Genomic DNA, 23,498 nt, shown 5'->3' with positions numbered 1-23,498 from the left:
GGTGGATTTTTTGCGCCGCCCACCGTACCCCCGGCCGTATGTCCGCTCGAAATCGGCTGCACGGCTGGCAGACGATGTTCCACATCGAGTTGCTGTACGGCGTGCTGTTCATCGGTGGGTTCGCGGTACTCGTCTACCGCTTCGACCCGCGGGTTGCGGCGTTCGAAGCCGGTCTGGTGGTCGGGTATATCCTGCGCGTCTGGGAGAAGATGTCGATCTACGAGCGCGCCATCCAGGACGCGGTCTCTGAGGCGGCCGAAGAGCAGGTCCAGGCCGAAGCCGAAGCGCGCGTCGGCGACGAGGTCGAGTCGCGGGTCCCGGACGCGGTCTCCGAACAGGTGGCCGCCGAGCTCTCCGAGGAGTCCACCGGCAGCGACGCTGAGCGCTGACGCCGCGCCTACAGCGCAGGCTGGGCGGTCAAACGGTGTTCGAAGGAACGGTGTCGCCCGCAACACTAACGACCGGCCTCATCCGTGGGCGGCACGCCCTGTCGGCCGGGAAACCCTCGTGGCGGGCGGGCGGGGTCGTCGACCCCACCAACTGCCGGGGCGGCGCAAGCCACCGCGGCGCGGGACCGGAACACGGCCCCGACGTCGTGTGCCGGCGTCAGCCGGCCGTCGGTGATGTCGCACGCCGGGGTTCTCCGGGCGGTCATCGCGGCCGCATGGCCGTACTCGGCCGGGGACAGCGGCGTGCACGCATGGTATCAGGCCACGAACAATCAGGGTTACGACTCGCCGTGCCCGGAGCCACCCCCGCGGTCGGTGTCGGTGAGCGCGTAAATCTCCTCTCTGGACTCACAGAGGCCGCAAACGCATTCCGCAACGCCCTGGTCGGCGAGCTCCGCGAGGGCGTCACGAGCCTGCGGCTCGCTGAGGCGGCCCTCGTCGGCGACTTCCACGGGGGACAGCGGGCCGCGGTTGTCGAGGACCACGCGTGCGAGCTTGGCGGCACAGGAGAGGCCCTGTGGCTGACTCATCACGTCATGCTATTGGAGGTGAGTGAAAAACCCTTCGCAAAGCGGCGAGGACGGTGGTTGTCGCGGAACGCTTACACCGCGGGGTGCCGATCACTCAGCCATGACCGATGTCGTTGTCCTGCGAACGGGCACGCATGGACTGGCCGTTGATGAGTACGCCGACGCGCTCCGGGACCGCCTGCCCACCCGCGACGTGGCGGTGGCCCGCACGCCCGCCGCGGAGCGCGACCTGGTGGCTGACGCCAGCGTCGTGACCGGTGCGGCGATCGACCGGGACCTCCTCGACGCCGCCCGGAACCTGGACGTGTTCGCGTGTGCGTACGCCGGCTACGACCACCTGCCCATGGACCGGCTGCGCGAGCGCGGCGTGGCGGTGACGAATGCCGCGGGCATCCACGCGCCCAGCATCGCCGAGCAAGTCCTCGGCTCCGTGTTGACGTTCGCGCGGAACCTCCACGAGGGGTGGCGGCGACAGCAGCGCCGCGAGTACCGCCACTACCAGGCCCACGAACTCGGCGGCTCGACGGTCACCATCGTCGGCCTGGGCGCGATCGGACACGCAGTCGTCGACCGCCTCCAGGGCTTCGACGTCGACACCATCGGCGTCCGGTACACCCCATCGAAGGGCGGCCCGACAGACGAGGTCATCGGGTTCGACGACGCGGCGGTCCACGACGCGCTCGCACGCACCGACTACCTCGTGCTCGCCACGCCACTGACCGACACCACGCGCGGGCTCATCGACGCCGCGGCGTTCGACACGCTCCCTCCCGAAAGCGTGCTGGTGAACGTCGCACGCGGTGGCGTCGTCGACACCGACGCGCTGGTTACGGCGATCCGCCGGCAGTCGATCCGCGGCGCCGCTCTCGACGTGACCGACCCCGAGCCGCTGCCCGAAGACCACCCGCTGTGGAACTTCGAGAACGTCCTGTTGACGCCACACAACGCCGGCCACACGCCCGACTACTGGCCGCGACTCGCCGACATCGTCGCCGAGAACCTCTCCCGTCTGGACGCCGGCGACTCGCTCGAAAACCGCGTGGACTAGCCCTCGACGGAGCCGAGCCAGGCGAACAGGCAGCCGAACAGAGATACGAAGAGCGCGACGTACACTCCGATCCCAGCGGCGTGCCCGCGGGAGGTCGCCGCGAGGAAGACGAGCGCGCCGCCGAAGCAGACGAACAGCGACCCGAGAGCGCCCGCGCCGACGAGCGAGAGGACGCGGAGTGCGCGACTGGTCGCAGGGGTGTACGCCCACTCGATGCGAGTCATATCGCAGCGTTCTCGGGCGAACGCAAACGTGTGTGCCCGACGCTCAGACCCAGCCCTCGCGGGCGAGCAGTTCGCCGTTCAGGATGCTCGCGCCGGCCGCGCCCCGGATGGTGTTGTGCGCGAGGCAGTTGTACTGGATGCCGGTGTCGGTGGTCTGGATGCCGCCGGCGGCGATCGCCATGCCGTCGCCGCGCATCCGGTCGAGACGGGGCTGCGGGCGCTCGGGGTCGGTGAAGGTCTCGATGAGCGGGTCGGGCGCGCTCGGGAGGTCGAGTGTCGGCGCGTCCTCGAAGGCGGCCGCCACGTCCGCGGGCGCGGGGTGGTCGCTGGTTTCGACGAAGACGTTCTCCAAGTGCCCGTCCAAGGTGGGGACGCGGTTGCAGGAGGCGGACACGACGGCGTCGTGGTGTTGGACTTCGGCCCCCGTGAACTCCCCGAGGAGCTTCCGGGACTCGGTCTCCATCTTCCGCTCCTCGCCGCCGATGTGGGGCACGACGTTGTCCAGGATCTCCATCGACGTGACCCCCGAGTAGCCCGCCCCGGAGACGGCCTGCAGGGTCGCGACGTGCACGCGATCCAGGCCGAACTCGGTGAGGGCCGCCAGCGTGGGGACCATCGTGATGGTCGAACAGTTCGGGTTCTTCACGAGCGCGCCGTCCCACCCGCGCGCGTCGCGTTGCACGTCGATCAACCCCAGATGGTCGGCGTTCACCTCCGGCACCACGAGGGGCACGTCGGCGGCGCGGCGCTCGTTGCTCGCGTTCGAGGAGACGACGAACCCAGCCTCGCAGAGAGCCGGCTCAACCTCCGCCCCCACGTCGCTGGGCAGCGCCGAGAACAGGAGGGCCGTGTCGTCTGGGATCGCAGCCGGCGTGGTCGGCTGCACGGGCAACTCCGCGATGGACTCCGGAACCGGCGTGTCGAGCCCCCAGTTCGCGGCGTCACGGTACGTTTCACCGGCGCTGTCGGGGCTGGCAGTCACGACGGACAACTCGAAGGTCTCGTGCCCGGCGAGCAACTGTACGAAGCGCTGTCCAACCGCGCCGGTCGCACCGAGTACGCCAACTGTGGTCATACCCCCGTTTCAGTGGGAGTGCGTGATACCACTTTGGGTCGCAGTACTAGTTGCGCTTGTGCGTGATGTAGCCCGCGATCCGGTTGCGGACGTTCTTCGACTCGATGTTGGTCAGCTCCGTGACGGCGTCCTTGTTGTGCTCGAAGTCCTCCCGGGAGAACGCATCCTGGTATCGCTCCATGAGGATGTTCCCCGTCTTCTTGACGTAGTCGGGCTTGATAGCCATACAGCCCGTTTGCCCCGCCGCTCGTTAAAAGGATTCGCTTCGCGTGCAGCGCTCCAACAGCCCCCGTTGCCGTCGGACGCCGTCGTTACGGGTTCTCGAACGCACCCGCAACCAGCAGGGGGAACACGAGCGTCGCCTCGGCTTCGATCAGCGCGTAGTTCGGCTCCGCGTCCTCGTCTTTGATCTTCCCCCAGGAGACCGCCTCCTCGGGCGGTGCGCCGGACAGCGACCCGTCGCCCTCCATGCCCGTGGAGATGTACACCGCGTAGTCGGCACCGCCGCGGAACAGGTTCGTCATGATCGCGTGGTGTTTCGGCACGCCCGCGCCCACACAGATGAGCCCCGTCGTGTCGGCCAACAGCCCCTCCTCGATGAGGGCGTCGTAGTCGTCGAGGATCTCGATTCCGACCTCGCTGTCGTAGCCCTGGCGGTAGTAGTAGAGGAAGTTCCCGATCTCGGCGTCCGTGAGCGCCGGGCAGAACACGGGGATGTCGTTGTCGGCGGCGTTCTTCAGGATCGAATCCTCGTCGTCCAACGTCGCCCCGAGCTCCCGGGCGAACGCGGTTGGGGTGCGGACCTTCTGGTCGGCGAAGAACTCCTCGAAGAAGTCGTAGAGATACTCTTCGAGCCACACGTAGCGGTCCGACGGCACGAAAATGTTGCCCAGGCGGTTGATCCCCTCCTCGCGGAGCGCGGCCTCGTCGACGTCCCATTCGCCCATCTTGAACGGTTTCGCCGTCTTGATGACGTCCTCGGTCAGCGAGCCCGACGTGGTGATGATGACGTCCACGTAGTTCTCCCGCACGAGGTGGGCAACGACCTCCCGCAGCCCCGACGAGACGATGTTCGACGTGAGCGTCAGATAGATCGTGGCGTCGTCCTCGCGCATCTCCCGGGTGATGTCGACGGCGTCAGCCAGGTGGGAGGCCTGGAAGCCGGTCGTCGCGTACGAGTCGAGCAGCTCGAAGAAGTCGAACTCACCGCTGAAGTCGTAGCCCCGAACGTCGGGCGTGTCGAGGTCCTCGTCCGAGCCCGGCACGACGTTCTCGTGCGTCTCGTCGGCGTCGTCGCCTGTCATACGAGTGGATTGTGGGCGCGCGGATTTGAACGTCCCGACATCGCGTGGCCGGCCACGCTGTGCGTGGCTCCGCTGGCCCACTGCAGAACCGACCCACGCGCGCCGTGACAGCCCACCCTTCGGATGGGCGTCACAGCAGCCACTCCTTGACGGCGGCGTAGACGGCGCGCACGCGCTCGGGGTCGCGGCTCGGCCGGCCAACGCTGACCGCGTCCGCGCCGTACGAGAGGTACTCGAAGACGTCGTCCCGTGTTCGAACGCCGTTGTTCGCGACGACGAACAGGTCTGTGGCGTCGGCGACGTCCCGAACCACCCGCCGGGAGTCCATCGCGTCGACGTGGATCGCAGCCGCGCCGGCCCGCTCGATGGCCTGCGCGAGCACGGGCAGGTGGACGCCCTGCACGCCGGCCCGCACTTTCACGGAGACGGCGGCGCCCTCGTCGCTGGCCGCCCGCACCTGCTCGCAGAGCCGGTCGGTGTCCCGGAGCAAGGTCTCGCCGGCCCCGGCGTCGCACAGCTCGTCCTGCCGGCAGTGCGCGTTCACCTCCAGGATGGCGTCGTGGGCGGCGCAGACGGCGGCGACATCGCGCAGCGGGCCGAGGCGCACCGCCCGGACGTTCACGGCCGGCCGCAGGAACGCGTCGTCGAGCTCACTGAGCTGGTCGTCGACCCACGCCACGGGATCGGCGGGCAGGAACTCCTCGCGATCCCGGTCGACCATCGCCCGGGCGGCCTCCCGGGTCGGTTCGTCGACGGCGATCCCGCCGAGGAACACGCCGCCGGCGTGTTCGCCCGCCGACATCGCCCACTCGGCGTCCGCCTCGCCGCTGAGGCTGGCGAGCGCGAGCCGCGGCGCGAACACGTCAGGCCACCTCCCCGCTGGCGGCCACGAGCGCGTCCCGGCAGGCGCGGGCGACGCGCTCGGCGTCGGCCTCGGTGTCGAGGCTGGTGTCCGTTCGAACCACGGGCCGATCCAGGTCGGTGCTGTCGGCGGTGTCGAGGACGAACGCGTCCGCGAAGTCGTAGGCGTCGGCGACCCCCGCAGTCGACGGGTCGTGGCCGACGGCGGCCATGAGCTTCGCGGCGGGGCCCGAGAACACCTCGTCCTCGACGAACGGGGAGACGGCGACCACCTGTGCGTCCCGAAGTGCGTCCGCGATGCCGTCCAAAGCGAGCATCGGGCCGATGCTCGTGACGGGGTTCGAGGGGCCGACGACCACGGGTCCATCCCGGATCGCTTCGATCGCTGGTTGTGCCGCGGTCGCGCGCTCGCCACCCCGGAACTCCACGTCCTCGACCGTGGGGTCGCCGTGCTCGGCCACCCAGAACGTCTGGAAGTGTTGCTCGCCGTCGGGCGTCTGAACGATCGTCGCCACGGGGTCGTTGCTCATGGGCACGAGGTCGACGCTGAGATCGAAGGCGTCGGCGAGCCGGCGGGTGACCTCGGTGAGCGTGTGCCCCTCGTCGAGCAGGCCCGCGCGCAGCGTGTGCACGGCGCGGTCGCGGTCGCCGATGAACATGAACTCGCTGGCGGCCGAGAACCGCCGCCAGCGCGCGATGTCGCGGCCGGCGGTCTGCGCGTCGTCGGGCAGATACCGGGGCGTATCGGGGTCGATGTCGGCTGCGGCGGCGAGGTCCGTGAGGTAGTCGTGGGTCGTCGACCCGTCGTCCGCGATCCCCCACCACGTCTCTCGGTCGAGAACGCCACCACCCTCGAAGAGCACGGTGTCGAGGTCCGGACACACGAGCAGTCCGCCGAGCGCCACGTCGTCGCCGGTGTTCCCGACAACCGTCGTTTCGGCGGGGTCGAACACCCTGCGGGCGCCGGCGAGGAGCTTCGGCGTGCCCGTCCCCCCGGCCAGGAACGTCGTCATGCGAACGCCTCGGGGAGCCGGCGAGTAAACGCTTCCGTCCGACGGTCCGGAGACAGCAGGGATTTATGCACGCACCGGCGGTGCCAAACGTATGGGAGACACGCGCATCGATCGCGGCCGCGCGGCGTGGTGGGCCATCGGCGCCACGCTGACGGCCGCCCTCGTGTACGTCGTGTACACGTTCGTGGGAACGTTCGTCCTGGGGTTCTTCCTGTACTACGCCACACGCCCGGTGTACCGCCGAGTGGACCGCCATCTGCGGTCGTCATCGGTCGCCGCCGTCGCGTCCCTGCTGGTGCTTGCACTCCCGGTGGTCGTGTTGCTGTCCTACACCACCGCGGTCGGGATTCAAGAGCTCACGAGAGTGCTCAACGCACCCCAGATCGACCTCACGACCGTTGAAGCGCTCGTGCAACCGTACGTCGACGTTTCGAGGGCCGTCCAAGACCCACAGTCGCTGCTCGGCCAGCCGTCGGTCCGCGCGGCGATCAACACCACGCTGCGCAGCGCCGGCCAGTACGCCGGCTTCCTCGGGACCGCGTTCGTCCACCTGTTCGCCGTGATCACGATCGCGTTCTACCTGCTGCGCGACGACACGCGGCTGGCGGAGTGGTTCCACAGCCGGTTCGCCGACAGCGACGGCGTCGTGCGCGCGTACACCGCCGCCATCGACGCCGACTTCTCGAACATCTTCTTCGGGAACATCCTGTTCGCGTTCATCACCGGCGTGATCGCGTCGATCACGTTCAACGTCCTGCAGATCGTCTTCCCCAGCAGCCTGTCGATCCCGTACCCGACGCTCATGGGGCTGTTGACGGGCGCTGCGAGCCTGATCCCAGTCGTCGGGATCAAGCTGGTGTGGATCCCGCTTCTGGGGTGGCTGGCAGTCGCTGCGGCCCGAAGCGGGGGTGGCTACGGGTTCGTCGCCGTCTTCGGCGTGGTTGCAGCGGTGGTCATCGACTTCATCCCGGATCTCGTCGTGCGCCCCTACGTCTCGGGCCGAGACCTCCACCTGGGCCTGGTGATGCTGGCGTACGTGTTCGGACCGCTCATCTGGGGCTGGTACGGCATCTTCCTCGGTCCGATGGTGCTCGTGTTCGTGGTGCATTTCGCCCGGCTGGTGCTCCCGGAGCTGGTTGCGGGCGAGGGCATCGCGCCGGTGCCCGCCGGCGCCGACGACACACCGGCGTCTGACGCCGACCCCGAGAGCGCCGCCGACCCGGACGACACTGCGGCCTAATCGAGTTCGGCTCCATCGTGTGGGCAATGCGTGACCGACGGGGTCCGGGTGGTGAATCCACACTCGGGACACCGTCGGGTGCGGGACGACGACCGCTCGCCGCGTCGCCGCCGAAACAGGAACGGCACGAACGGCACCGCGAGGACGAACACCGGCAGGTCGAACACCTGCCAGGCGACGACAGAGACCGCGAGGCTTCCGGCGACACCGACCGCCGCGGTCGCGAGCCGCGCAGCCACCATCCGTCAGGACTGACCGACGTACTGGGTTTCCCACTCGCGGCGCGCCTCCAGCTCCCGGGTGCCACGATGCGTGAGCGTGTAGTAGTTCGTGCGCTGGTCGAGTTCGCCCTTGTCGATGAGCCCCTTCTCGACGAGGGTGTCGAGGTTCGGGTACAGTCGCCCGTGATGGATCTCTGATGTGTAGTACTGTTCGAGTTCGTCCTTGATCGCCAGTCCGTGGGGCTCATCTAACCCCGCAACAACGTACAAGAGGTCTCGCTGAAACCCTGTCAAGTCGTGCATATGTCTTGGATCCGGTACTAGTTTCGTGGCTCGGAGTATAAGACTGGTGGCCTCAGCTCGGGGGGTGATCTCACTCGTGGCGCGCCGAGTGGCCGGTGGTTCGCCCGCGATGTTATACGTGCTGGGCGCGTTGGAGGCCACATGACGGAAACCGTCCTGTTCGAATCCGAGTCCACGCAGTCGCGTGCCGACGTCGCCGCCTACCTGCGCACCGTCGCGGACAGCCTACAGAACAACGACACGATCACGCTGTCGGCCGGCGGGGACACCGAAACCGTCGATCCGCCGGCGTCCGTCGACTTCGAGGTCAAAGCCGAACGCGAGACGACGGGGGGCAGCGGCCCCGACGAGCTCAGCATCGAGTTCGAGCTGGAATGGGACGACGCCGACCACAGTGCCGACGGCGAGACGACCGACACCGGACTCGACATCTCCTGAACCCGCGCCGGCCGGCGTGACATCCGGAGCCGGGATACGGGCGCTGCTGCGCGAGTCGTCACAACGGAAAAGGATGCGGAGCCGGAAACCCCGGCCCCGCAGCCGCCCTGAATTGGTCCCCGCTGACGCTTCGGCCCTCCAAGCGAAGCGTCACCTAATCCGAAGTGACCGACCATCATAAATCTGTTCCTGGCGGTGGTGATACGGCGGTTACATGTGTTCCTCTTCGAGCGCCCATCCGAGCGCCCGGCGGTAGTACGTGAACATCTCCCGGATGCCTTCGTGGCTCATCTCCTCTGACTCCAACTCCTCGACCAAGAACTGGTACTGCTCGCGGATCTCCTCCTCATCGCGCATGCCACCCGGTAGCAACTCCAGCAGTAAGAAACGCCCCCTCCGAGGGCCCGGCCACCCGCTACGTGCGGTCCAGCCGCGAGATCCCCTGCCAGATGGCGTTCACCAGGCGGTCCTCGCCCTCGCCGACGGCGTCCGCCCAGCCGCGTGCGAGTGCGTCCTCTAAGGCATCCAGATCGTGGTTCTCGAAGTTGTTCACCGCCTGGAACGCCGCCAGCGCGTCGCGCTCGGCGTCCCCGAACGCGCGGCCAGGAGCGCCGTCGTAGAACCCCAGCTCGGACAGCGCCGCCAGCACCGACTCGGCGGTGTCACCCGCGAGTTCGCGGTACTCAGTGGGGGCTTCGCGCTCCAGCAGCGTGATGTCGTAGATGTGGAACACCCGTTCGAGCTCGTCGATCGGGTGGTCGTGGTCGTCGACGCGCACGTCGATCCAGCGGTCGTTTCCGCCGTCGTAGCCACCCCCGGGCTTGGCGACGTACAGGGCCGCGCCCTGCTCGCCACGCTGGTCGCCGCCCGCGTCGTTGCCGGCGTGGAGCGCCGCCAGCAGCCGCTCGGGCAGCCCGCCGTCGGTGTCCTCGAACGTGTCGGCCATCGCGTCGACCGTCGCCCGGTTCGCCAGGATGTTCCCCTGGGCGGTGTAGTGGTCGCCCTGCCGGTCGCTGGCGTGGTCGACGCACTCCGCGCCCGTGAACGCCGCCACGGAGCCGTCCTGGCCGACGACCCCCACCTGCCGCTGTGGGGCCTCGTCGTCAGCGCTCGTCAGTTCCGTGACGACCTCGTCGGCCGAGTGTCCCGCCCGCAGCAGGTCAAGGCCATCGGAGCCGTACGCGACGTTCGCGAGGCTCTGGGTGGCGATGGCACCGGCGTCCGCGCTCGCGAACGGGACGACGGAACCGACGGCCACGAACTTCGACTGGACGGCGACGCCGACTGCGTCGGTCTCGGGGTCCCGCGCGACGATAGAGAACGTCATGGGGCACGGTTGCCCGCGCCGGGCAAAAGACTACGGCTCGGCCACCTCCGTTGCCGTCTTCTCGGCGGTCAGCGGCTGGCGGCTCGCCAGCGCCACCGGGAACGCCGGGTGTTCGACGAGGTGCCACAGCACCATGTGTCGGCAGCCGGCCGTCAGCCCCGTGGCCGAGAGGTCCTCGGCGGTGAACGTCTCGGGAAGCCGCCGGCAGCGCCCCCGGAGCGCGTCGAGGCTCTCGAAGACCTTGCGGTTCCCGGCGGAGTCCGCGCCCCGGCGCTCGACGACGTAACTGCCGTCGGGCCGCCGCACGCCCGCCGTGTTCATGAACGACTCGCGGGCAGTCAGCGCGTCGGAAAGCGAGTCCCGTAGCTGTTCGGCGTCGTCCGTCGGGAGCACCAGCTCGTCGCCGTCCACGGAGACGACCACGCGGTCGCCGCGGCGTTCGGCCCAACGGTCAGGCGAGCCGGCGAATTTCTCGACCAGCCGCATCGCTGCGGCTTCGGGTATCCTCGGCGGCCGGAGTCTGCGTGTAACTCGGCATCGTGGTAGTCTGCTCCCCCGATGTCAGCATAAGTCCGGCGATGGGACAGACTCGGTTTGTCAGACCGCACTCCCGTGAGGCGTGCCGGTTCGACGTGGTGATCGCGTCGGTGGGGTCAGGTGTCGGCGACGCCCCGGACCCACTCCGCCACGTCACGCACGGCGTGTTCGGCGACGTTGTCCGCGAACTGGAGGTGTGTCATCGTGGACGGCTCGTGCCCCGTCTGGAAGTAGTGCCCGAGGCCGTCGTAGAACGCGACGCGGCCCGCCTCCCCGAGGTCCAGGTCGCGCCAGTCGGCCAGCAGCTCCCGGTGCATCTCGACGAGTTCGGGCTGCGCCTCTGGGTCGGCGCGCCCGGTCTTCAGCGCGAACACCGGCGCGTCGATGGACTCGGCGAGCGCGCCCGGGTCGTAGTCCAGCACGCTGTCCCACCACCGACCCGGCTTGTCTCTGAGCACCTCGTCGGGCTCGTAGTCGCGGTCGACCAGTCGCTGGGCGGTCTCCTGCTGCTGGGCCAGGAGCGCTTCCTGGTCCTCGTCGAGGTCGCCGTCCGGTTCGAGGAAGTACCGGAGGGGCCTGACGTCGTCGGGGTCGGGCTCCGTCCCACTCGGGCCATCGAGGGACACGACACCCGCGACGCCCCCGTGTCTGTCGGCGATTCGGGGCGCGGCCAGCCCGCCCTGACTGTGGCCCGCGACGAACAGCGCGTCCTCGTCGACCGTGTCGGCGCTCGCGAGTTCGTCGAGGGCGGCGACCGCGTCGTCAACGACGACAGTGTCGAGCGTGTGCTCCTCAGGGGCCACGTCGTGGTCGTGTAGGCGCTTCTCGTACCGGAGGGCCGCGATACCCTCGGTCGCCAGCCCCCACGCGAAGTCCTGCAGAAGCTTCGACTCGCCGGCCGTCCCGTCGGGATCGTGGATTCCGGCCCCGTGGACGAGCACCACGCCGGCGAACGGACCGTCGCCGTCGGGAACTGCGAGCGTGCCGTCGAGGGCCACGTCGCCGGCGTCGACGGTCACGCCGCGCTCGGTGAAGGCGTCGGCCTCGGCGTATGCCGGCGGTTCGTACTCGCTGGGGAGCGCGAAGTCGGCGACCTCGCCGTCGGCGACGCGCAGGTCGAGGCGCTGGCTGCCATCGGCGAACGCCAGTTCGACCGATACCTCGGCACCATCGGTGGTCACGTCGCCGACGCCCGCAGATTCGCCGTACTGGCCGTACAGCCCGTACCGGAACTCTTCGAGGGCGTCTTCGGCGTCCAGTTCGCCGAACTGGAGGCCCGCTGAGAACGCGTCGAGGACCGCCTCGCGTCCGGTCTCGGAGAGCAGTGCGGCGGCCTCGGTGGCGGTGGCCGCGTCTTTGGCCGTGAATCGGTCGGCGAACTCAGTGGCCGTCGCTTCGGGGTCACGTGATGGCATATGCCGGGGTTCCCGACGCCGCGGGAAATAGGTCGGTGGTCTGTCAGACGCCGAGCCACCGGAGTTATCCCGCCACCCGGCCAACGCCGGAGTATGGACGTGCGCGGCGAGCGCGAGTGTAAGTCGTGTGGGACGCGCTGGTCGTATTTCGAGACCGGGAGCGTCGAGTGCCCGAGCTGCGGGAGCCGCCGGAGCGTCGGCGTCGGCGAGCGCGAGACGCACACCGATACCGCCGACGCCCTCGACCTGACCGCGGCCCAGCGTGCGGGCTCCGAGGACGTGCTCGACGCCCTCGAACCCGCGACGGAGGCGTGCCGCGAGTACTGTCGGTCCCGCGGGTTCGTCTCCGGCGGCACCCTCCTGGACCTCGACGACACCTACCTCGCCGCCGCGGAGCTGTGGCGCGTCGGGGTGGTGCTCGCGGGCCAACACGCGATCAGCGACGACGAACAGCGCCACGTGGTTGCGTTGCTGCACGGGGCTGCCGACGGTGAGCGGCCCACACCTGCCGCGGTGCCGGCGTCGCTGCGGGGGCCTCGGGGGCTGGCGGCTGCGGCGGCCGTCGACGCCTATCGGGCGGACGTTCGGGCGTACTGCGGTGGCGACGTGCCGATGCCCGAGCGCGACCTCCTGGAGCGCGCGCGAGAGCACGGTCGTCGAGTGGACGCCCTCGACGGCGAGGTGGACCCCCAGGACAGCGCCCGCCTCGTGGCGGCGGTGCGGGCGATCGGGGACGCGCTCCGCGGCGACGAGGCGGGGATCGAGCGCGCCCGGACACGATTGAACGCGCTGGGGTGACAACCGAGAACAGTCCGGTCGCGGCCGCTGGCGGTCAGGGGAGCGCGACCGCAACGCCGGTCTGCTCGCTGGCGGCCGCCAGGGTGTTGTACAGCAACATCGCCCGCGTCATCGGGCCGACGCCGCCAGGGACCGGTGTGATGGCGCTGGCGGCCGCCTCCGCCGAGTCGTAGTCCACGTCGCCGACGAGTTCGTAGCCCTTCTCGGTGTCCGCGTCGACGCGGTTGATGCCAACGTCGATGACGACCGGGTCTCCGGAGAGCATGTCGCCGTCGATCAGCTCGGGAACCCCGCAGGCCGCGACCACGACGTCAGCTCGCCGGGTGTGCGCGGCGAGGTCGTCGGTGTGGCTGTGGCAGATCGTCACGGTGGCGTTGCCGCCGGCGGCCTTCTGTGCGAGGAGGTTCGCCAGCGGCTTCCCGACGATGTTCGACCGGCCGACGACAACGACCTCCGCGCCGTCGGGGTCAACGCCCTGGTGTGCGAGGAGCTTCTGCACGCCGTGGGGCGTACAGGGCTTGAAGCGCGGGGTGCCGCCGACCAGCTTCCCGACGTTCTCCGGGTGGAAGCCGTCGACGTCCTTCGCGGGGTCGACCGCGGAGAGCACGCGCTCGTCCGGGACGTGATCGGGCGTCGGGTCCTGGACGAGGATGCCGTGGACGTCTTCCCGGGCGTTCAACTCGGCGACGGTGTCGAACAGCGTGTCGGCGGACGCTTCGGGGTCGATGCGGACGTCCTCGGCGGCGATCCCGACCTCCTCGCAGTCCTGTTGTTTCATCGAGACGTACGTCTCGCTGGCCTGCTTGTCGTTCATCAGTACGGTCGCCAGCCGTGGCGTGACACCCGCGGTTTCGAGTGTCTCGACGGCCCCGGTGAGGTCCGCGCGCAGTTGCGCGGCGACGGCGTCGCCGTCGATGATCTCGGTCATGCGTCTCCGTCCGCGGCGGCCGCCCTTGAATATGGCGGTGTATGCATAAACTGGTGTTTTCCAGATTACTTGTATCCACAAACATGCATTATCCGGGTGGGGCGTGCATCAGATTCGCGTCGGCGGTCGCCGGCTCGCAGCGTACGTGGCGAGAACAGCGCCCGCAGTCAGGTCACTCGTACTGCGGGTACCGCTCGCAGAGGTCCGCAACGGTGTCGGCGACATCGGCGTACACCGACTCGTCGCCGAGGTTGTCGATGACGCGCGCGATGCAGTCCGCAACCGTCTCCATCGCGTCGGCGTCGAAGCCGCGGGTCGTCAGCGCCGGCGTGCCGATGCGGATCCCGGAGGGGTCGAACGCCGACCGCGTCTCGTCGGGCACCGTGTTCGCGTTCAGTACGATGCCGACGTCCTCCAGTTCGCCCTCCACGTCCCCGCCGGAGATGTCGGGGTGTGACTCGCGGAGGTCGACGAGCACCAGATGTGTGTCGGTGCCCCCGGAGACCAGCGAGAAGCCGTGCTCCTGGAGGCGCTCGCCGAGAACGGCGGCGTTCCCCACGACCTGCGCGGCGTACTCCTCGAACGCCGGGTCGAGCGCCTCGTTGAACCCCACGGCCTTCCCGGCGATGTTGTGCATCAGGGGGCCGCCCTGCGCGCCCGGGAACACCGCCGAATCGATGTCGTCGGCGAACGCCTCGTCGCACATCACGATCCCGCCGCGGCCCGCCCGGATGGTTTTGTGCGTCGATCCGGTGACGAAATCCGCGACGCCGACCGGGGAGGCGTGTTCGCCCGCCGCCACCAGGCCCGTGATGTGCGCGATGTCGGCCGTGTGCAGCGCGCCGACGGCGTCGGCGGCCGCCTGGATGCGCTCCCACTCGACCTCCCGGGGGTACGCCGAGAACCCGGAGACGATCATGTCCGGCTCGAACGCGTCGGCGTGCTCGCGCAGCGCCTCGTAGTCGAGGCGCCCCGTCTCGGCGTCGACCTCGTACTGCTCGACCTCGTAGAGCTGGCCCGCGAAGTTCGCGGGGTGGCCGTGGCTCAGGTGGCCGCCGTGGGTGAGATCCAGCGAGAGGATCTTGTCGCCGGGCGCAAGCGTGGCGAAGTAGACGCCCATGTTCGCCGACGACCCACTGTGGGGCTGGACGTTCACGTGATCGGCCCCGAACAGCTCCTTGGCGCGCGCGACGGCGAGCTCCTCGACGTCGTCGGCGTACTCGCAGCCGCCGTAGTATCGCGACCCCGGATACCCCTCGGCGTACTTGTTCGTGAGCTCGCTGGATTGGGCTTCCATGACCGCCTCGCTGACGTGGTTCTCGCTGGCGATCATCGCGAGCGTGTCGTTTTGCCGGTGGCGCTCGCCGGTGAGCGCGTCGGCGACCTCCGGGTCGACCTCCCGAACCTCGTCGTAAGCCATACTCTCAGGGGGTGGCGCACGGGCCATAAGTCTACCGAGCACGCGCGCACGCAGTGGCGTCCTGTTTGTGCCACGATAGAAATATATGCGATGGCGTCGAACCGGGCTGGTACGTGACCAAGCGGCAGTCGCCGGGCGGTCGGCGCGTGACCGAGTCGGCACCCGACACCATCACCGTCCCGCGGTCGATCGCGGGCGTTGCGGCGAGCATCACGCACGCTGGGGCCGCCCACGAGACCATGGGGCCGGCACGAAGCCTGCAGTCAAACCGGCAGCGACCGCCGGCCGTCGCGTTCGGCGACACCTACTCGATTCCCGACGCAGTCGCGAACGCAACCCCAGCGACCGGTATCGAGGTGCGCCTGCCGTCGTCGCTGCGGTCGGTGTTCGTGACCGCGCCGCTGGCGTTCTACCTCGGCGCGACCGTGACCGTCGCGCCGGACGCCGACCCGGTGTTGCGCGCCCCCGACCACGGTGTCGTGTGGCCGCTGGATGACCCGCCGACTGCCGTGCCAGCGGTGCTTTCGCGGGTGTTCTGGCTCGACTGCCTGGTTCGGGAGGCGACCACTGACGGCCCGAGCGCGACCGAGACGGCGTTGCTGGACGACCTCGATCTGGACCCGGCCCGGCTGGCTGCGGCGTCGCCGGCCGGCCGGCTCGCCGCGTACCTGGAGACCCCCTTCGAGCGTGTCGCCGACCGGGTTCCGGACTGGCATCTCGGGATGCACGTTGCGCCCACCTACGAGCACGCGACGACGCTGCCGTACCTACTGGACCGGCTGGCGTTGGTGTTCCCGCCGGAAACGGCCAGCCTGGAGCGCCAGGAACTCGTTTCGCGGTCGCTGGATGACTTCTACCGGGGCGCACCGGGGCCGGTGGCGAGCGTCGAGATGGTCGATCCGGTCGACCGCCCGGGTCGCATGCAGGGGTGGCTGGCCGACGGGATCCCCGTGGACGCGTTCAAATCACATCCGGCATCGTACCGCAACCACGACGAATACCAGCGCGACGCCGACCGGGACGCGATCTCCGTGGCGGTCGTGCTCAACGACCGCGACATGGCCGGCGAGCACGACGCAGTCGCGGACATCTACGAGTCGCGCGCCGGGGACCTCCCGATCGACGTCACGCTCCACGAGCGGCTCACGCGCACCGAGCTGACAGAGGTGCTCACCACCCACCACGAGTTCGTCCACTACATCGGCCACTGCGCGGTCGACGGGCTGCGGTGTGCCGACGGCCACGTGTCGGTCGCGGATCTGCCGGCGCTCAACGTCGAGACGTTTTTCCTGAACGCGTGCGGGTCGTTCCACGAGGGATTGGCGCTCGTGGAGGGAGGGAGTGTCGCCGGTGCGGTCACGCTGCGGAAGGTCCTCGACGCCCAGGCCGCGAAAGTCGGCACGGCGTTCGCCCGGCTGCTGCTGGCTGGGTTCCCGATCGCGTTGGCGCTCCGACTGGCACGGCGCCGGATCCGCATGGGCAAAGACTACGCCGTGGTCGGGGATGGGACGCAGACGCTTGCGGTGACTGACGACCGCGAGACCGGCGTTGCACACGTCGACGCGGTCGACGGTGGCGATCAGTACCGGGTGGCGTGGACGGATCACTCTATGGCGAATCACGGCGGCGGCACGCCGACACCGCTGTTGGCCGGTGGGAACCGGCGGCTCGGCGGCAACCAGGTGACGTTCACCGCGTCCGCAACCGAGCTAGCCAGGACGCTGCCACGGGTGGACGCCCCGGTCGTGCTCGACGGACAGTTCTACTGGGCCGACGAGGCTGCGGCGGTCGTCCGTCCTGCCCAACAGAATTGCGGGGACTTCGACTGAACCATCCGAAAAACCGCGTTTTCCACCGCATGCGTCCGATAAAATTAAATAGCCACACACCATACCGGTGGGTAGAGATGACAGCAAATCTTCTTGGTACAACTGTCGCCGACACCCTGGAGGGAGTGTTCGGTGACGACCCCGACGAGCTCTACGTCGTGGATCCGAGCCGTCACGCCGTCGAGGCGCTCGTCGAGGCCGCAAACGACTACGACACCCCACTGCCGACGCTGCGCGTACTCGCCGACGAACGGACGCTCAAAGACGTCATGGACGACTTCATCGTGGCGAGCACCGCCGCGAACCTCGTCGAAGACGGGTCGCTGGCGCTTCGCACGGTCGACGTCGAGAACCGATCGCCGATGCTCGTCACCGAGGAGCGCGCCATCGCGTTGCTCGAAACCGGGCGCTTCGTTGGCGGGCTGGCCACCGACGACGACGACCTCGCCGAGACGGCGTACGATGCCGCAAACACCGACTGGGCGGCCGCCGACGAGTTCGCGCTCCGCACGCCCGCGATCGACCGCGTCCGGGAGACGCTGGGCGACGACATCAACGCCGATGTCGGCGACGACTTCGACGACGTGCTCGCGTCGCTTGAGACGGCGCGCGGCGACGGCGAGGGCCTGGACGAGGTCACGATCAGCCTGCTGGTCGCCGCGAAGAACCGCGAGCTCCTCTACGACATCAGCAAGTGGGGCGAGGACGTGGGGATCGCGTCGAAGGCAACGTTCTCGCGGACGAAGACCAAACTCGAGGATCTCGGCCTGGTCGACACCGAGAAAGTCCCGATCGACGTCGGGCGACCCCGGCTGCGGCTGAAGCTCGCCGACGACCGCCTCGAAGACGCGCCGGCCCCCGAGTTCGCGAACGTCGCGGAGTCGATGCTGGCGTAGCCGGCTCGCGCAATCCCTATTGTTTTGGCGTCGCCGCGTCTCCCAGCAGGCATGCCAACAGAGGCCTGGACGGATGACTGATCGCGGTGGTGTCGACGACGGCCCGGTGGTGGCCGTGGTCGGTGCTGGGCCGGCGGTCGGGGCCGTTGAGAGTGCGCTCGCCGATTGTGCTGCGGCCATCACCGACGGGGTTGCGGGCGCGGACCTCGGTGTGGTCGTGGGCGTCGCGGGCGCTGCGGGGGTTCGCGGGACGGCGGCGACCGCACGACAGCACGACACGCCCCTGGTGACCGTGGAGGTCGGCGGGCTCGGCGGCGTGCCGCTTGCCGACGTGGACGCCGGTGTTGCACTGCTCTCCCCAGCGGGACCGTGTTTCGAGTGTTTGTGCCAGCGCGTCGAGGCAGCGGCGCCGTCGCGCGCCGATGACGCGGCCGCTGACCGGCCGGCTGTCCGGCTGGCGGGCGCGCACGCCGGCCGGCTCGCGGTCGACGCGCTTCGCGGCACCGCATCACCGGGCACAGTGGTCGAGGTGCCACACGCCGAGCGCACGGTCGCGCCCGTCCCCGGGTGTGCGTGCGCGCCGGCCGATCGGGACACGGCGGTGCCCCGCGATGGGCCGTCGCTGCCGCTTGCGGACGCGCTGGCGGCGGCCGACCCCCTCGTCGACGACCGCGTCGGGATCGTCTCCCAGGTGGGGGAGCGGGAGTCGTTCCCCACGCCGTATTATCTGGCCCACGGCGCCGACACGTCCGGGTTCAGCGACGCCACGGCGGCCCAGCAGGCCGCCGGTGTCGATCAGGACTGGAACGCCGCGTACATGCGCGCGGTGGGGGAGGCGCTCGAACGGTACAGCGCGGGCGTCTACCGGACCCGCGAGTTCGAACCGCACACGCCGGATCACGACGCCGCCGTCCCGCCGTCGGCGTTCGTGAGGCCGGCGTCGGGTGCCGCCGGTGACACAACCCAGTGGGTGCGCGGCGAACACTTGCAGACCGGGACGGACGCGCTGTTGCCCGCGCCCCGCGTGGTGTTCCCGCCACCGAACCCGGACAGCGGCCATCCCATCACGACCGGGCTGGGGCTCGGCACCGCCGGCGCGGACGCCCTGCTGTCGGGGCTCTACGAGGTGATCGAGCGCGACGCCACGATGCTGGCGTGGTATTCGACGTTCGAGCCGCTGGCGCTTGAAGTCCCGCTGCCGTCGGACACCGCCGACGACGATACGCCGGCCGATGCGTTCGCCGCGTTGGCCAGGCGTGCCCGGGCGGAGTCGCTGTCCGTGACGCCGCTGCTGTGCACCCAGGACGTCGACGTGCCGGTGGTCGCTGTTGCGGTCCACCGGGAGGCGTGGCCGCAGTTCGCAGTGGGGTCGGCGGCCGACCTCAACGCCGAGGCGGCGGCCGCCGACGCGCTCGCCGAAGCCCTCCAGAACTGGATGGAGTTGCGCGCGTTGGGGCCCGAGCGGGCCAGCCAGGAGTCCGGCGCGATCGGCGCGTACGCCGACCGACCGCCCGCGGCCGAGGCGTTCATCGACGCCGACACGACCGTGCCCGTCGACACTGTGGGGCCGGCGGACCCGCCGACCGACCCGGCGTCGGAGCTCGCGGCCGTCCTGGACGCGGTTGCCGACGCCGGCCTGGACGCCTACGGCGCGCGCCTCACACCCCGGGATGTCGACGCCGCCGGCTTCGAGGCGGTGCGCGTGCTGGTGCCGGCCGCCCAGCCGCTGTTCGTCTCCGAGCCGTGCTTCGGCGAGCGCGCCCGCACCGTGCCGTCGACGCTCGGATTCGAGCCGCGCCTCGACCGCCGGTTCCATCCGTTCCCGTGACCGGGTGAGGCTAGATGCCGAACGTGGCCCGGATCATGTCTCGGGTGCCGGGGCCGAGGCCCACCGCCAGCACGGCGACGAGCATCAGCGTGGTGTACCGGGGGGCGTCCGCCCGGAGCTCCTCGTTGAACAGGGACAACACGAACAGGACCGCCACGACTTTGAGGAGGATGAACGGCCACGTGTCGCCGATGAGGTGGGTGACCGACTGCGGCAGCACGGCGTTGGTTGCGTCCACGATGTACGCGTTCAGCGGGTGCTTGGAGATCAGGTCGCCGCGCGGATACCCCAGTTCAGCGCCCCAGTCGAGACCCACGACGTTCGCGACGCCGTCGATGGCGTGGCCCCACAGCACGACCGCGCCGACGGTTTCGGTGCCGCTGGTCACGCTGGGCAGCCAGCGCCGCGCGGCCGCCCAGGTGACCGCCGTGATGACGGTCGCACCGCCCAGCGTGAGCACGGTGAACACCGGAATGAACGTGATGTAGTCGTGGCTGGCGGCGAGCACGCCCAGCCCCAGCAGCGTCGCGGCCAGCAACACACACCCGATGCCGGCCAGCGGCCGGTGGTACGTTTCGACGGCGTCGGTCCGGCGGGCGACGGCGACGGCGGCCACGACCGCCACGAGCGTCACCGCGAACATCACGACGTAGATGACGGGGCTGATGATGAGCGTGTTGGCGGGATACGAGAGGAACGGCTGGCCGGTGGTGCCGAACAGCTCGGCGGCGTTGTTGGCGTCCTCGACGACGCGAACCACGCCACCAAGCAACACGAACGGGGTCAACGCGTACACCAGAGCCAGGCTGTCCGCGATGCGCAATCGCTCAAGCAGGAAGTGTATGCCCACAAGCGCCCCGAGCAGCGTGGCCGCGTATCCGACCTCCGAGACCAGCGTGTACCCGGGGTACGCGACCGGGCCGCCTGCGCTGGCACACGCGCCCTTCGTCGCGAGCAACTCGACGGCACCGCCGTTCCAGGCGGCGCAGTGTGCGCCCTGTGCGTCCGCGACGACCGGCCCCCAGAAGTACTGCCACACGAACCCGCCGTAGACAGTGTCCGGGAACACGACTGCCCCGCCGACGAGTGCAACGACGACACAGCCGACGGCCGCCGTCCACGCGCGCTCGGCGGTGGTGTCCGGGAAGGTCATGTCCCTACCGGTGTCCGGGGTGGAGTTTACGGTTGCGGTCTCCACCGCCGTCCCGTATGCACGACCGCGGATAGGTCCTCGGGGATCGCGCGGAATGTGTGGGGATAAATGATCACACTTAATGTGCGGGTGCGGGACACCCAACACGCATGCGAACCGCGATGACGCTGCTCGTGGCGAGTCTGTGCGTGCTGTCGGCAGCGGTAGTGCCGGCGGGCGCAGCCCAGGCGTCGACCGACGCCGCGACCGGGACCACCGCCCCGCCGGTCGCCACGGACGCCACCACGGCGCAAGCGAACAACACCACAGTGACGATCCTGTCGTACAACGACATCCAGACAGCCGCCGCGGAGAACGACAGCCTGCCACGGTTGGCGACGCTGGTCGCCGAGCGCCGGGCCGCCCACGACAACCCGACGTTCGTGTTCGGTGCCGGCGACGAGGTCAGCCCGCACTCGCTGTCGCCGCTCACGAAGTGGCAGACGCCCGTCGACGCGCTGAACGTCATCGACCCCGACGCCGAGGCCATCGGCAACCACGACCTCGACTTCGGGTTCGAGGCCGTGGCGAACTTCTCCGAGGCCTCGACGTTCCCGTGGCTGATGGCGAACATCGTCGACAGCGAGACCGGCGATCCGATCCCGGGCACCGAGCCGTACACGGTCGTCGAGAAGCAGGGCGTGCGGGTCGGCGTCATCGGCCTCGCCGACCAGAAGATCAAGCCCAAGACGGCGGTCGACTTCGCCGAGCAGGGCTACGAGCTGCGCGACTACGCCGCAGCCGGCAGCGAGTACGCCACCCAACTGCGGACCGAGGAGGACGCCGACGTGGTGGTCGTGCTCGGGCACTTCGGCGTGCCGGTCGCAAAGCAGCTCGCAAACGAGACCGAGAACGTCGACGCGGTGCTGGTCGGCGACGACGAGATCAAATACCCACCCGCGGAGACCAACGGGGTCGTCATCAGCGAAGGGGAGGCCCGCGCGAACTACCTCGGCGAGCTCAACCTCACCGTCTCCGACGGCGCGGTCACCGACTGGGAGGGGCGGCTCATCGACACGCAGAACGCAACCCACAACGAGACCGTGAGCACGCTCATCGAGGACGCGCGCGGCGAGGAGCTCGCCCGGGTTGCGGGGCGGACCGAAACCACGCTCGACGCGCGGTTCGCGTCCAACTACCACGACGAGACGGCGCTCGGGAACCTCGTGACCGACGCGTTCCGCGCGAAAACCGGCGCTGACGTTGCGGCCACGAACGCCGGCGGGATCCGGTCGAACAGCCAGTACGGCCCGGGCAACGTGACCGCCGGGAACGTCTACAACATGCTGCCGTTCAACAACCACCTGGTCACCATGCGGCTGACCGGCAGCGAGCTGACGGCGCTGCTCGAAAGCCAGGTTGAGACGGTGGGCGACGACGGCGCGTACGATCCCCAGGCGAAACTCCAGGTGAGCGGCGTGACCTACGAGTGGGCGACCCACGCGGACGCCGACAGCCTGGTCCGGGACGTGTCAGTCAACGGGACGCCGGTGGCTCCGAACGCGACCTACAACGTCACCGTGAACTCGTATATGGCCGGCTGGGATTCGGTGGCCAACGCGACCGTGCTGAACGAGGAGTACACGCTGTACGGCACGGTGCTGTTCGACTACATCGACGCCCAGGGCACCGTTTCGCCGGCCGACACCGACCGCATCCGGCGCGTCGACGCCACCGCCGACGCCGGGACCGTCTCCCTCGACGGTGCCGGCGACGCGGCGGTGTCGTTCGCCATGCCGTCGACCAACGCGACCGTCGACACGCAGGCGTTTTACGCGCTGAACGCGGTCGGCGAGCGGGTGAACGCCACCCGCACCACCGTGTCCGACAACGGCACCGTCTCGGTGGTGTTCCCGGACAGCAGCCTCAGAACGCTCGCCGCCGACGGCGACGGTGACATCGACGTGTACGGCCACTACTCGGTTGCCGGCCGCGAGTACGGGTACTTCAACGCGTCCGTGGTGAACGCCGACGTGACGGCGACCATGGCGTCGTCGAACGGGACCGCGACGACCGTCGACCTGACCGCGGAGACCGACACCACCACAACCCCGCCTGCCGACACCGACGCGGGGACCGGACTGCCAGTGCCGGGCTTCGGGATCGGCGTGGCGGTGCTGGCGGTGTTCGGTGCAGCGCTGCTGGCGAGTCGCCGATAACCACCCACAGCCGTCTGTTTTTTCGCTGCCGTCGCGGGGCCGGCCAGCTACGCTTCGATGGCGTCGATGGCGCGCCGCCAGTCGTCGGGCACCGACCGCGGCTGACCGGTGTCCGGGTCGAGGGCGACCTGGACGGTTTCGCCCGTGGCGACGACGCCGTCGTCGTCGCGGACCTCGTAGGCCATCGTGAAGCTGGTGTCGCCCACGTGGGTGATCGACGCGCCGACCGTGACCGTGTCGGCGAACTCGACGGGGCGGTTGAAGTCGACGGACAGGTTCACCACGACCATGTCCAGGTCCGTGGGTGCGCGCCCGATGCCGTCGGTGAGATACGCGAACCGGGCCTGCTCCATGTACGTCACGTAGACCGCGTTGTTCACGTGCCCCATCGTGTCGTGGTCCTGGTAGCGCACGTCGACGGTCTCGGTGAATGCGAACTCAGTCATCACCGACGCTGGGGTGG

At 69.5% G+C, this 23,498-nt stretch carries 27 protein-coding genes; 9 read left to right on the top strand and 18 right to left on the bottom strand.

Annotated features, from left to right (window positions below; all coding sequences use genetic code 11):
- The first annotated feature begins 38 nt into the window (after positions 1-38).
- Positions 39-389 (top strand): hypothetical protein, encoded by a 351-nt coding sequence (locus tag ACOZ32_RS11030; RefSeq protein ID WP_285271487.1) that lies wholly within the window; start codon positions 39-41, stop codon positions 387-389.
- A gap of 65 nt (positions 390-454) precedes the next feature.
- Here the strand turns inward: ACOZ32_RS11030 and ACOZ32_RS11025 are convergent, their stop codons facing one another.
- Together ACOZ32_RS11025 and ACOZ32_RS11020 are read right to left on the bottom strand one after the other, a co-directional pair.
- Positions 455-655, bottom strand: a complete 201-nt coding sequence (locus ACOZ32_RS11025; protein WP_136361478.1) for a hypothetical protein — start codon at positions 653-655, stop codon at positions 455-457.
- Positions 656-727: 72 nt separating this feature from the next.
- Positions 728-979 (bottom strand): hypothetical protein, encoded by a 252-nt coding sequence (locus ACOZ32_RS11020; protein ID WP_010903046.1) that lies wholly within the window; start codon positions 977-979, stop codon positions 728-730.
- A 100-nt stretch (positions 980-1,079) separates the two neighbouring features.
- On the opposite strand from ACOZ32_RS11020, the gene ACOZ32_RS11015 reads away from it, so the two are divergent.
- Positions 1,080-2,027, top strand: a complete 948-nt coding sequence (locus ACOZ32_RS11015; RefSeq protein WP_205250805.1) for a D-2-hydroxyacid dehydrogenase — start codon at positions 1,080-1,082, stop codon at positions 2,025-2,027.
- On the opposite strand, the gene ACOZ32_RS11010 is transcribed toward ACOZ32_RS11015, so the two are convergent.
- The 6 genes from ACOZ32_RS11010 to cofD all read right to left on the bottom strand — a co-directional run bounded on the left by ACOZ32_RS11010 (position 2,024) and on the right by cofD (position 6,504).
- Complete coding sequence (locus ACOZ32_RS11010; protein WP_285271486.1) at positions 2,024-2,251, bottom strand: hypothetical protein; 228 nt, start codon at positions 2,249-2,251, stop codon at positions 2,024-2,026. The two genes, ACOZ32_RS11015 and ACOZ32_RS11010, sit on opposite strands and share 4 nt — an antisense overlap.
- A 43-nt stretch (positions 2,252-2,294) precedes the next feature.
- Complete coding sequence (gene asd, locus ACOZ32_RS11005; protein ID WP_205250803.1) at positions 2,295-3,326, bottom strand: aspartate-semialdehyde dehydrogenase; 1,032 nt, start codon at positions 3,324-3,326, stop codon at positions 2,295-2,297.
- A gap of 46 nt (positions 3,327-3,372) precedes the next feature.
- A complete protein-coding gene (locus ACOZ32_RS11000; protein ID WP_010903043.1) occupies positions 3,373-3,552 on the bottom strand; it encodes a 30S ribosomal protein S17e in 180 nt (59 codons plus the stop codon).
- Positions 3,553-3,637: 85 nt separating this feature from the next.
- Positions 3,638-4,630, bottom strand: a complete 993-nt coding sequence (locus tag ACOZ32_RS10995; protein ID WP_205250802.1) for a deoxyhypusine synthase — start codon at positions 4,628-4,630, stop codon at positions 3,638-3,640.
- 130 nt (positions 4,631-4,760) lie between these two features.
- Positions 4,761-5,492 (bottom strand): tRNA-dihydrouridine synthase, encoded by a 732-nt coding sequence (locus tag ACOZ32_RS10990; protein WP_205250801.1) that lies wholly within the window; start codon positions 5,490-5,492, stop codon positions 4,761-4,763.
- A 1-nt stretch (position 5,493) separates the two neighbouring features.
- Positions 5,494-6,504 carry a 2-phospho-L-lactate transferase gene (gene cofD, locus ACOZ32_RS10985; protein WP_205250800.1) on the bottom strand — a complete coding sequence of 337 codons (1,011 nt, stop codon included), beginning with the start codon at positions 6,502-6,504 and terminating at the stop codon, positions 5,494-5,496.
- Between the two features lie 91 nt (positions 6,505-6,595).
- Here cofD and ACOZ32_RS10980 point away from each other — a divergent pair, with 91 nt between their 5' ends.
- On the top strand, positions 6,596-7,744 hold the full coding sequence (locus tag ACOZ32_RS10980; RefSeq protein WP_205250799.1) for an AI-2E family transporter: 1,149 nt from the start codon (positions 6,596-6,598) through the stop codon (positions 7,742-7,744).
- On the opposite strand, the gene ACOZ32_RS10975 is transcribed toward ACOZ32_RS10980, so the two are convergent.
- Both ACOZ32_RS10975 and ACOZ32_RS10970 read right to left on the bottom strand, forming a co-directional pair.
- Positions 7,741-7,986 carry a hypothetical protein gene (locus ACOZ32_RS10975; RefSeq protein WP_205250798.1) on the bottom strand — a complete coding sequence of 82 codons (246 nt, stop codon included), beginning with the start codon at positions 7,984-7,986 and terminating at the stop codon, positions 7,741-7,743. The two genes, ACOZ32_RS10980 and ACOZ32_RS10975, sit on opposite strands and share 4 nt — an antisense overlap.
- A 3-nt stretch (positions 7,987-7,989) precedes the next feature.
- The gene (locus tag ACOZ32_RS10970) at positions 7,990-8,268 is read right to left on the bottom strand and encodes a PadR family transcriptional regulator (protein ID WP_010903037.1); all 279 of its coding nucleotides are present in this window, start codon (positions 8,266-8,268) and stop codon (positions 7,990-7,992) included.
- A 141-nt stretch (positions 8,269-8,409) separates the two neighbouring features.
- Here ACOZ32_RS10970 and ACOZ32_RS10965 point away from each other — a divergent pair, with 141 nt between their 5' ends.
- The gene (locus ACOZ32_RS10965; protein WP_205250797.1) at positions 8,410-8,706 is read left to right on the top strand and encodes an amphi-Trp domain-containing protein; all 297 of its coding nucleotides are present in this window, start codon (positions 8,410-8,412) and stop codon (positions 8,704-8,706) included.
- A gap of 210 nt (positions 8,707-8,916) precedes the next feature.
- On the opposite strand, the gene ACOZ32_RS10960 is transcribed toward ACOZ32_RS10965, so the two are convergent.
- The 4 genes from ACOZ32_RS10960 to ACOZ32_RS10945 form a co-directional block, all read right to left on the bottom strand.
- A complete protein-coding gene (locus ACOZ32_RS10960; protein WP_205250796.1) occupies positions 8,917-9,063 on the bottom strand; it encodes a hypothetical protein in 147 nt (48 codons plus the stop codon).
- 58 nt (positions 9,064-9,121) lie between these two features.
- Entirely contained in the window at positions 9,122-10,033 is a 912-nt protein-coding gene (locus ACOZ32_RS10955; RefSeq protein ID WP_205250795.1) for a DUF1028 domain-containing protein, read from the bottom strand.
- A 30-nt stretch (positions 10,034-10,063) separates the two neighbouring features.
- Positions 10,064-10,519, bottom strand: coding sequence for a DUF7528 family protein (locus ACOZ32_RS10950; protein ID WP_338416940.1), 456 nt, complete (start codon positions 10,517-10,519; stop codon positions 10,064-10,066).
- A 167-nt stretch (positions 10,520-10,686) separates the two neighbouring features.
- Positions 10,687-11,985 (bottom strand): alpha/beta hydrolase family protein, encoded by a 1,299-nt coding sequence (locus tag ACOZ32_RS10945; protein WP_424335214.1) that lies wholly within the window; start codon positions 11,983-11,985, stop codon positions 10,687-10,689.
- Positions 11,986-12,078: 93 nt separating this feature from the next.
- Here ACOZ32_RS10945 and ACOZ32_RS10940 point away from each other — a divergent pair, with 93 nt between their 5' ends.
- On the top strand, positions 12,079-12,783 hold the full coding sequence (locus ACOZ32_RS10940) for a DUF7117 family protein (RefSeq protein ID WP_205250792.1): 705 nt from the start codon (positions 12,079-12,081) through the stop codon (positions 12,781-12,783).
- Positions 12,784-12,817: 34 nt separating this feature from the next.
- On the opposite strand, the gene ACOZ32_RS10935 is transcribed toward ACOZ32_RS10940, so the two are convergent.
- The gene (locus tag ACOZ32_RS10935) at positions 12,818-13,711 is read right to left on the bottom strand and encodes a bifunctional methylenetetrahydrofolate dehydrogenase/methenyltetrahydrofolate cyclohydrolase (RefSeq protein WP_010903030.1); all 894 of its coding nucleotides are present in this window, start codon (positions 13,709-13,711) and stop codon (positions 12,818-12,820) included.
- A 172-nt stretch (positions 13,712-13,883) separates the two neighbouring features.
- Positions 13,884-15,131, bottom strand: coding sequence for a serine hydroxymethyltransferase (gene glyA / locus ACOZ32_RS10930; protein ID WP_205250791.1), 1,248 nt, complete (start codon positions 15,129-15,131; stop codon positions 13,884-13,886).
- Between the two features lie 113 nt (positions 15,132-15,244).
- Here glyA and ACOZ32_RS10925 point away from each other — a divergent pair, with 113 nt between their 5' ends.
- From ACOZ32_RS10925 to ACOZ32_RS10915, 3 genes are all read left to right on the top strand, one after another.
- A complete protein-coding gene (locus ACOZ32_RS10925) occupies positions 15,245-16,960 on the top strand; it encodes a CHAT domain-containing protein (RefSeq protein WP_205250790.1) in 1,716 nt (571 codons plus the stop codon).
- Between the two features lie 77 nt (positions 16,961-17,037).
- Positions 17,038-17,856: a transcriptional regulator TbsP gene (tbsP, locus tag ACOZ32_RS10920; RefSeq protein ID WP_012289323.1), complete on the top strand. Its 819-nt coding sequence runs from the start codon at positions 17,038-17,040 to the stop codon at positions 17,854-17,856.
- Between the two features lie 73 nt (positions 17,857-17,929).
- Positions 17,930-19,684, top strand: a complete 1,755-nt coding sequence (locus ACOZ32_RS10915) for a YcaO-like family protein (RefSeq protein WP_205250789.1) — start codon at positions 17,930-17,932, stop codon at positions 19,682-19,684.
- A 10-nt stretch (positions 19,685-19,694) separates the two neighbouring features.
- Here the strand turns inward: ACOZ32_RS10915 and ACOZ32_RS10910 are convergent, their stop codons facing one another.
- Positions 19,695-20,837: a DUF63 family protein gene (locus ACOZ32_RS10910; protein ID WP_205250788.1), complete on the bottom strand. Its 1,143-nt coding sequence runs from the start codon at positions 20,835-20,837 to the stop codon at positions 19,695-19,697.
- Positions 20,838-20,986: 149 nt separating this feature from the next.
- Here ACOZ32_RS10910 and ACOZ32_RS10905 point away from each other — a divergent pair, with 149 nt between their 5' ends.
- Positions 20,987-23,035, top strand: coding sequence for a 5'-nucleotidase C-terminal domain-containing protein (locus ACOZ32_RS10905; protein WP_205250787.1), 2,049 nt, complete (start codon positions 20,987-20,989; stop codon positions 23,033-23,035).
- Between the two features lie 47 nt (positions 23,036-23,082).
- On the opposite strand, the gene ACOZ32_RS10900 is transcribed toward ACOZ32_RS10905, so the two are convergent.
- Positions 23,083-23,481, bottom strand: coding sequence for an acyl-CoA thioesterase (locus tag ACOZ32_RS10900; RefSeq protein WP_010903023.1), 399 nt, complete (start codon positions 23,479-23,481; stop codon positions 23,083-23,085).
- Positions 23,482-23,498 lie beyond the last annotated feature (17 nt).

Source organism: Halobacterium sp. MBLA0001, from assembly GCF_049705385.1.
Lineage (GTDB): Archaea > Halobacteriota > Halobacteria > Halobacteriales > Halobacteriaceae > Halobacterium > Halobacterium salinarum.
Note: the sequence above shows the minus strand (reverse complement) of the source record. Positions and strands in the feature narration are given on the sequence as shown.

Excerpts from the sequence above, each read along its gene's own strand:
- ACOZ32_RS11030 (WP_285271487.1), top strand. The coding sequence starts at position 39 with ATGTCCGCTCGAAATCGGCTGCACGGCTGGCAGACGATGTTCCACATC.
- ACOZ32_RS10905 (WP_205250787.1), top strand. The coding sequence starts at position 20,987 with ATGCGAACCGCGATGACGCTGCTCGTGGCGAGTCTGTGCGTGCTGTCG.
- ACOZ32_RS10970 (WP_010903037.1), bottom strand. The coding sequence starts at position 8,268 with ATGCACGACTTGACAGGGTTTCAGCGAGACCTCTTGTACGTTGTTGCG.
- ACOZ32_RS11010 (WP_285271486.1), bottom strand. The coding sequence starts at position 2,251 with ATGACTCGCATCGAGTGGGCGTACACCCCTGCGACCAGTCGCGCACTC.
- ACOZ32_RS10915 (WP_205250789.1), top strand. The coding sequence starts at position 17,930 with ATGACTGATCGCGGTGGTGTCGACGACGGCCCGGTGGTGGCCGTGGTC.
- ACOZ32_RS10975 (WP_205250798.1), bottom strand. The coding sequence starts at position 7,986 with ATGGTGGCTGCGCGGCTCGCGACCGCGGCGGTCGGTGTCGCCGGAAGC.
- ACOZ32_RS11020 (WP_010903046.1), bottom strand. The coding sequence starts at position 979 with ATGAGTCAGCCACAGGGCCTCTCCTGTGCCGCCAAGCTCGCACGCGTG.
- ACOZ32_RS11000 (WP_010903043.1), bottom strand. The coding sequence starts at position 3,552 with ATGGCTATCAAGCCCGACTACGTCAAGAAGACGGGGAACATCCTCATG.
- ACOZ32_RS11015 (WP_205250805.1), top strand. The coding sequence starts at position 1,080 with ATGACCGATGTCGTTGTCCTGCGAACGGGCACGCATGGACTGGCCGTT.
- ACOZ32_RS10945 (WP_424335214.1), bottom strand. The coding sequence starts at position 11,985 with ATGCCATCACGTGACCCCGAAGCGACGGCCACTGAGTTCGCCGACCGA.
- ACOZ32_RS10900 (WP_010903023.1), bottom strand. The coding sequence starts at position 23,481 with ATGACTGAGTTCGCATTCACCGAGACCGTCGACGTGCGCTACCAGGAC.
- glyA (WP_205250791.1), bottom strand. The coding sequence starts at position 15,131 with ATGGCTTACGACGAGGTTCGGGAGGTCGACCCGGAGGTCGCCGACGCG.
- ACOZ32_RS11025 (WP_136361478.1), bottom strand. The coding sequence starts at position 655 with ATGACCGCCCGGAGAACCCCGGCGTGCGACATCACCGACGGCCGGCTG.
- ACOZ32_RS10910 (WP_205250788.1), bottom strand. The coding sequence starts at position 20,837 with ATGACCTTCCCGGACACCACCGCCGAGCGCGCGTGGACGGCGGCCGTC.
- cofD (WP_205250800.1), bottom strand. The coding sequence starts at position 6,504 with ATGACGACGTTCCTGGCCGGGGGGACGGGCACGCCGAAGCTCCTCGCC.
- ACOZ32_RS10980 (WP_205250799.1), top strand. The coding sequence starts at position 6,596 with ATGGGAGACACGCGCATCGATCGCGGCCGCGCGGCGTGGTGGGCCATC.
- tbsP (WP_012289323.1), top strand. The coding sequence starts at position 17,038 with ATGACAGCAAATCTTCTTGGTACAACTGTCGCCGACACCCTGGAGGGA.
- ACOZ32_RS10965 (WP_205250797.1), top strand. The coding sequence starts at position 8,410 with ATGACGGAAACCGTCCTGTTCGAATCCGAGTCCACGCAGTCGCGTGCC.
- ACOZ32_RS10955 (WP_205250795.1), bottom strand. The coding sequence starts at position 10,033 with ATGACGTTCTCTATCGTCGCGCGGGACCCCGAGACCGACGCAGTCGGC.
- ACOZ32_RS10950 (WP_338416940.1), bottom strand. The coding sequence starts at position 10,519 with ATGCGGCTGGTCGAGAAATTCGCCGGCTCGCCTGACCGTTGGGCCGAA.
- ACOZ32_RS10940 (WP_205250792.1), top strand. The coding sequence starts at position 12,079 with ATGGACGTGCGCGGCGAGCGCGAGTGTAAGTCGTGTGGGACGCGCTGG.
- ACOZ32_RS10960 (WP_205250796.1), bottom strand. The coding sequence starts at position 9,063 with ATGCGCGATGAGGAGGAGATCCGCGAGCAGTACCAGTTCTTGGTCGAG.
- ACOZ32_RS10995 (WP_205250802.1), bottom strand. The coding sequence starts at position 4,630 with ATGACAGGCGACGACGCCGACGAGACGCACGAGAACGTCGTGCCGGGC.
- ACOZ32_RS10935 (WP_010903030.1), bottom strand. The coding sequence starts at position 13,711 with ATGACCGAGATCATCGACGGCGACGCCGTCGCCGCGCAACTGCGCGCG.
- asd (WP_205250803.1), bottom strand. The coding sequence starts at position 3,326 with ATGACCACAGTTGGCGTACTCGGTGCGACCGGCGCGGTTGGACAGCGC.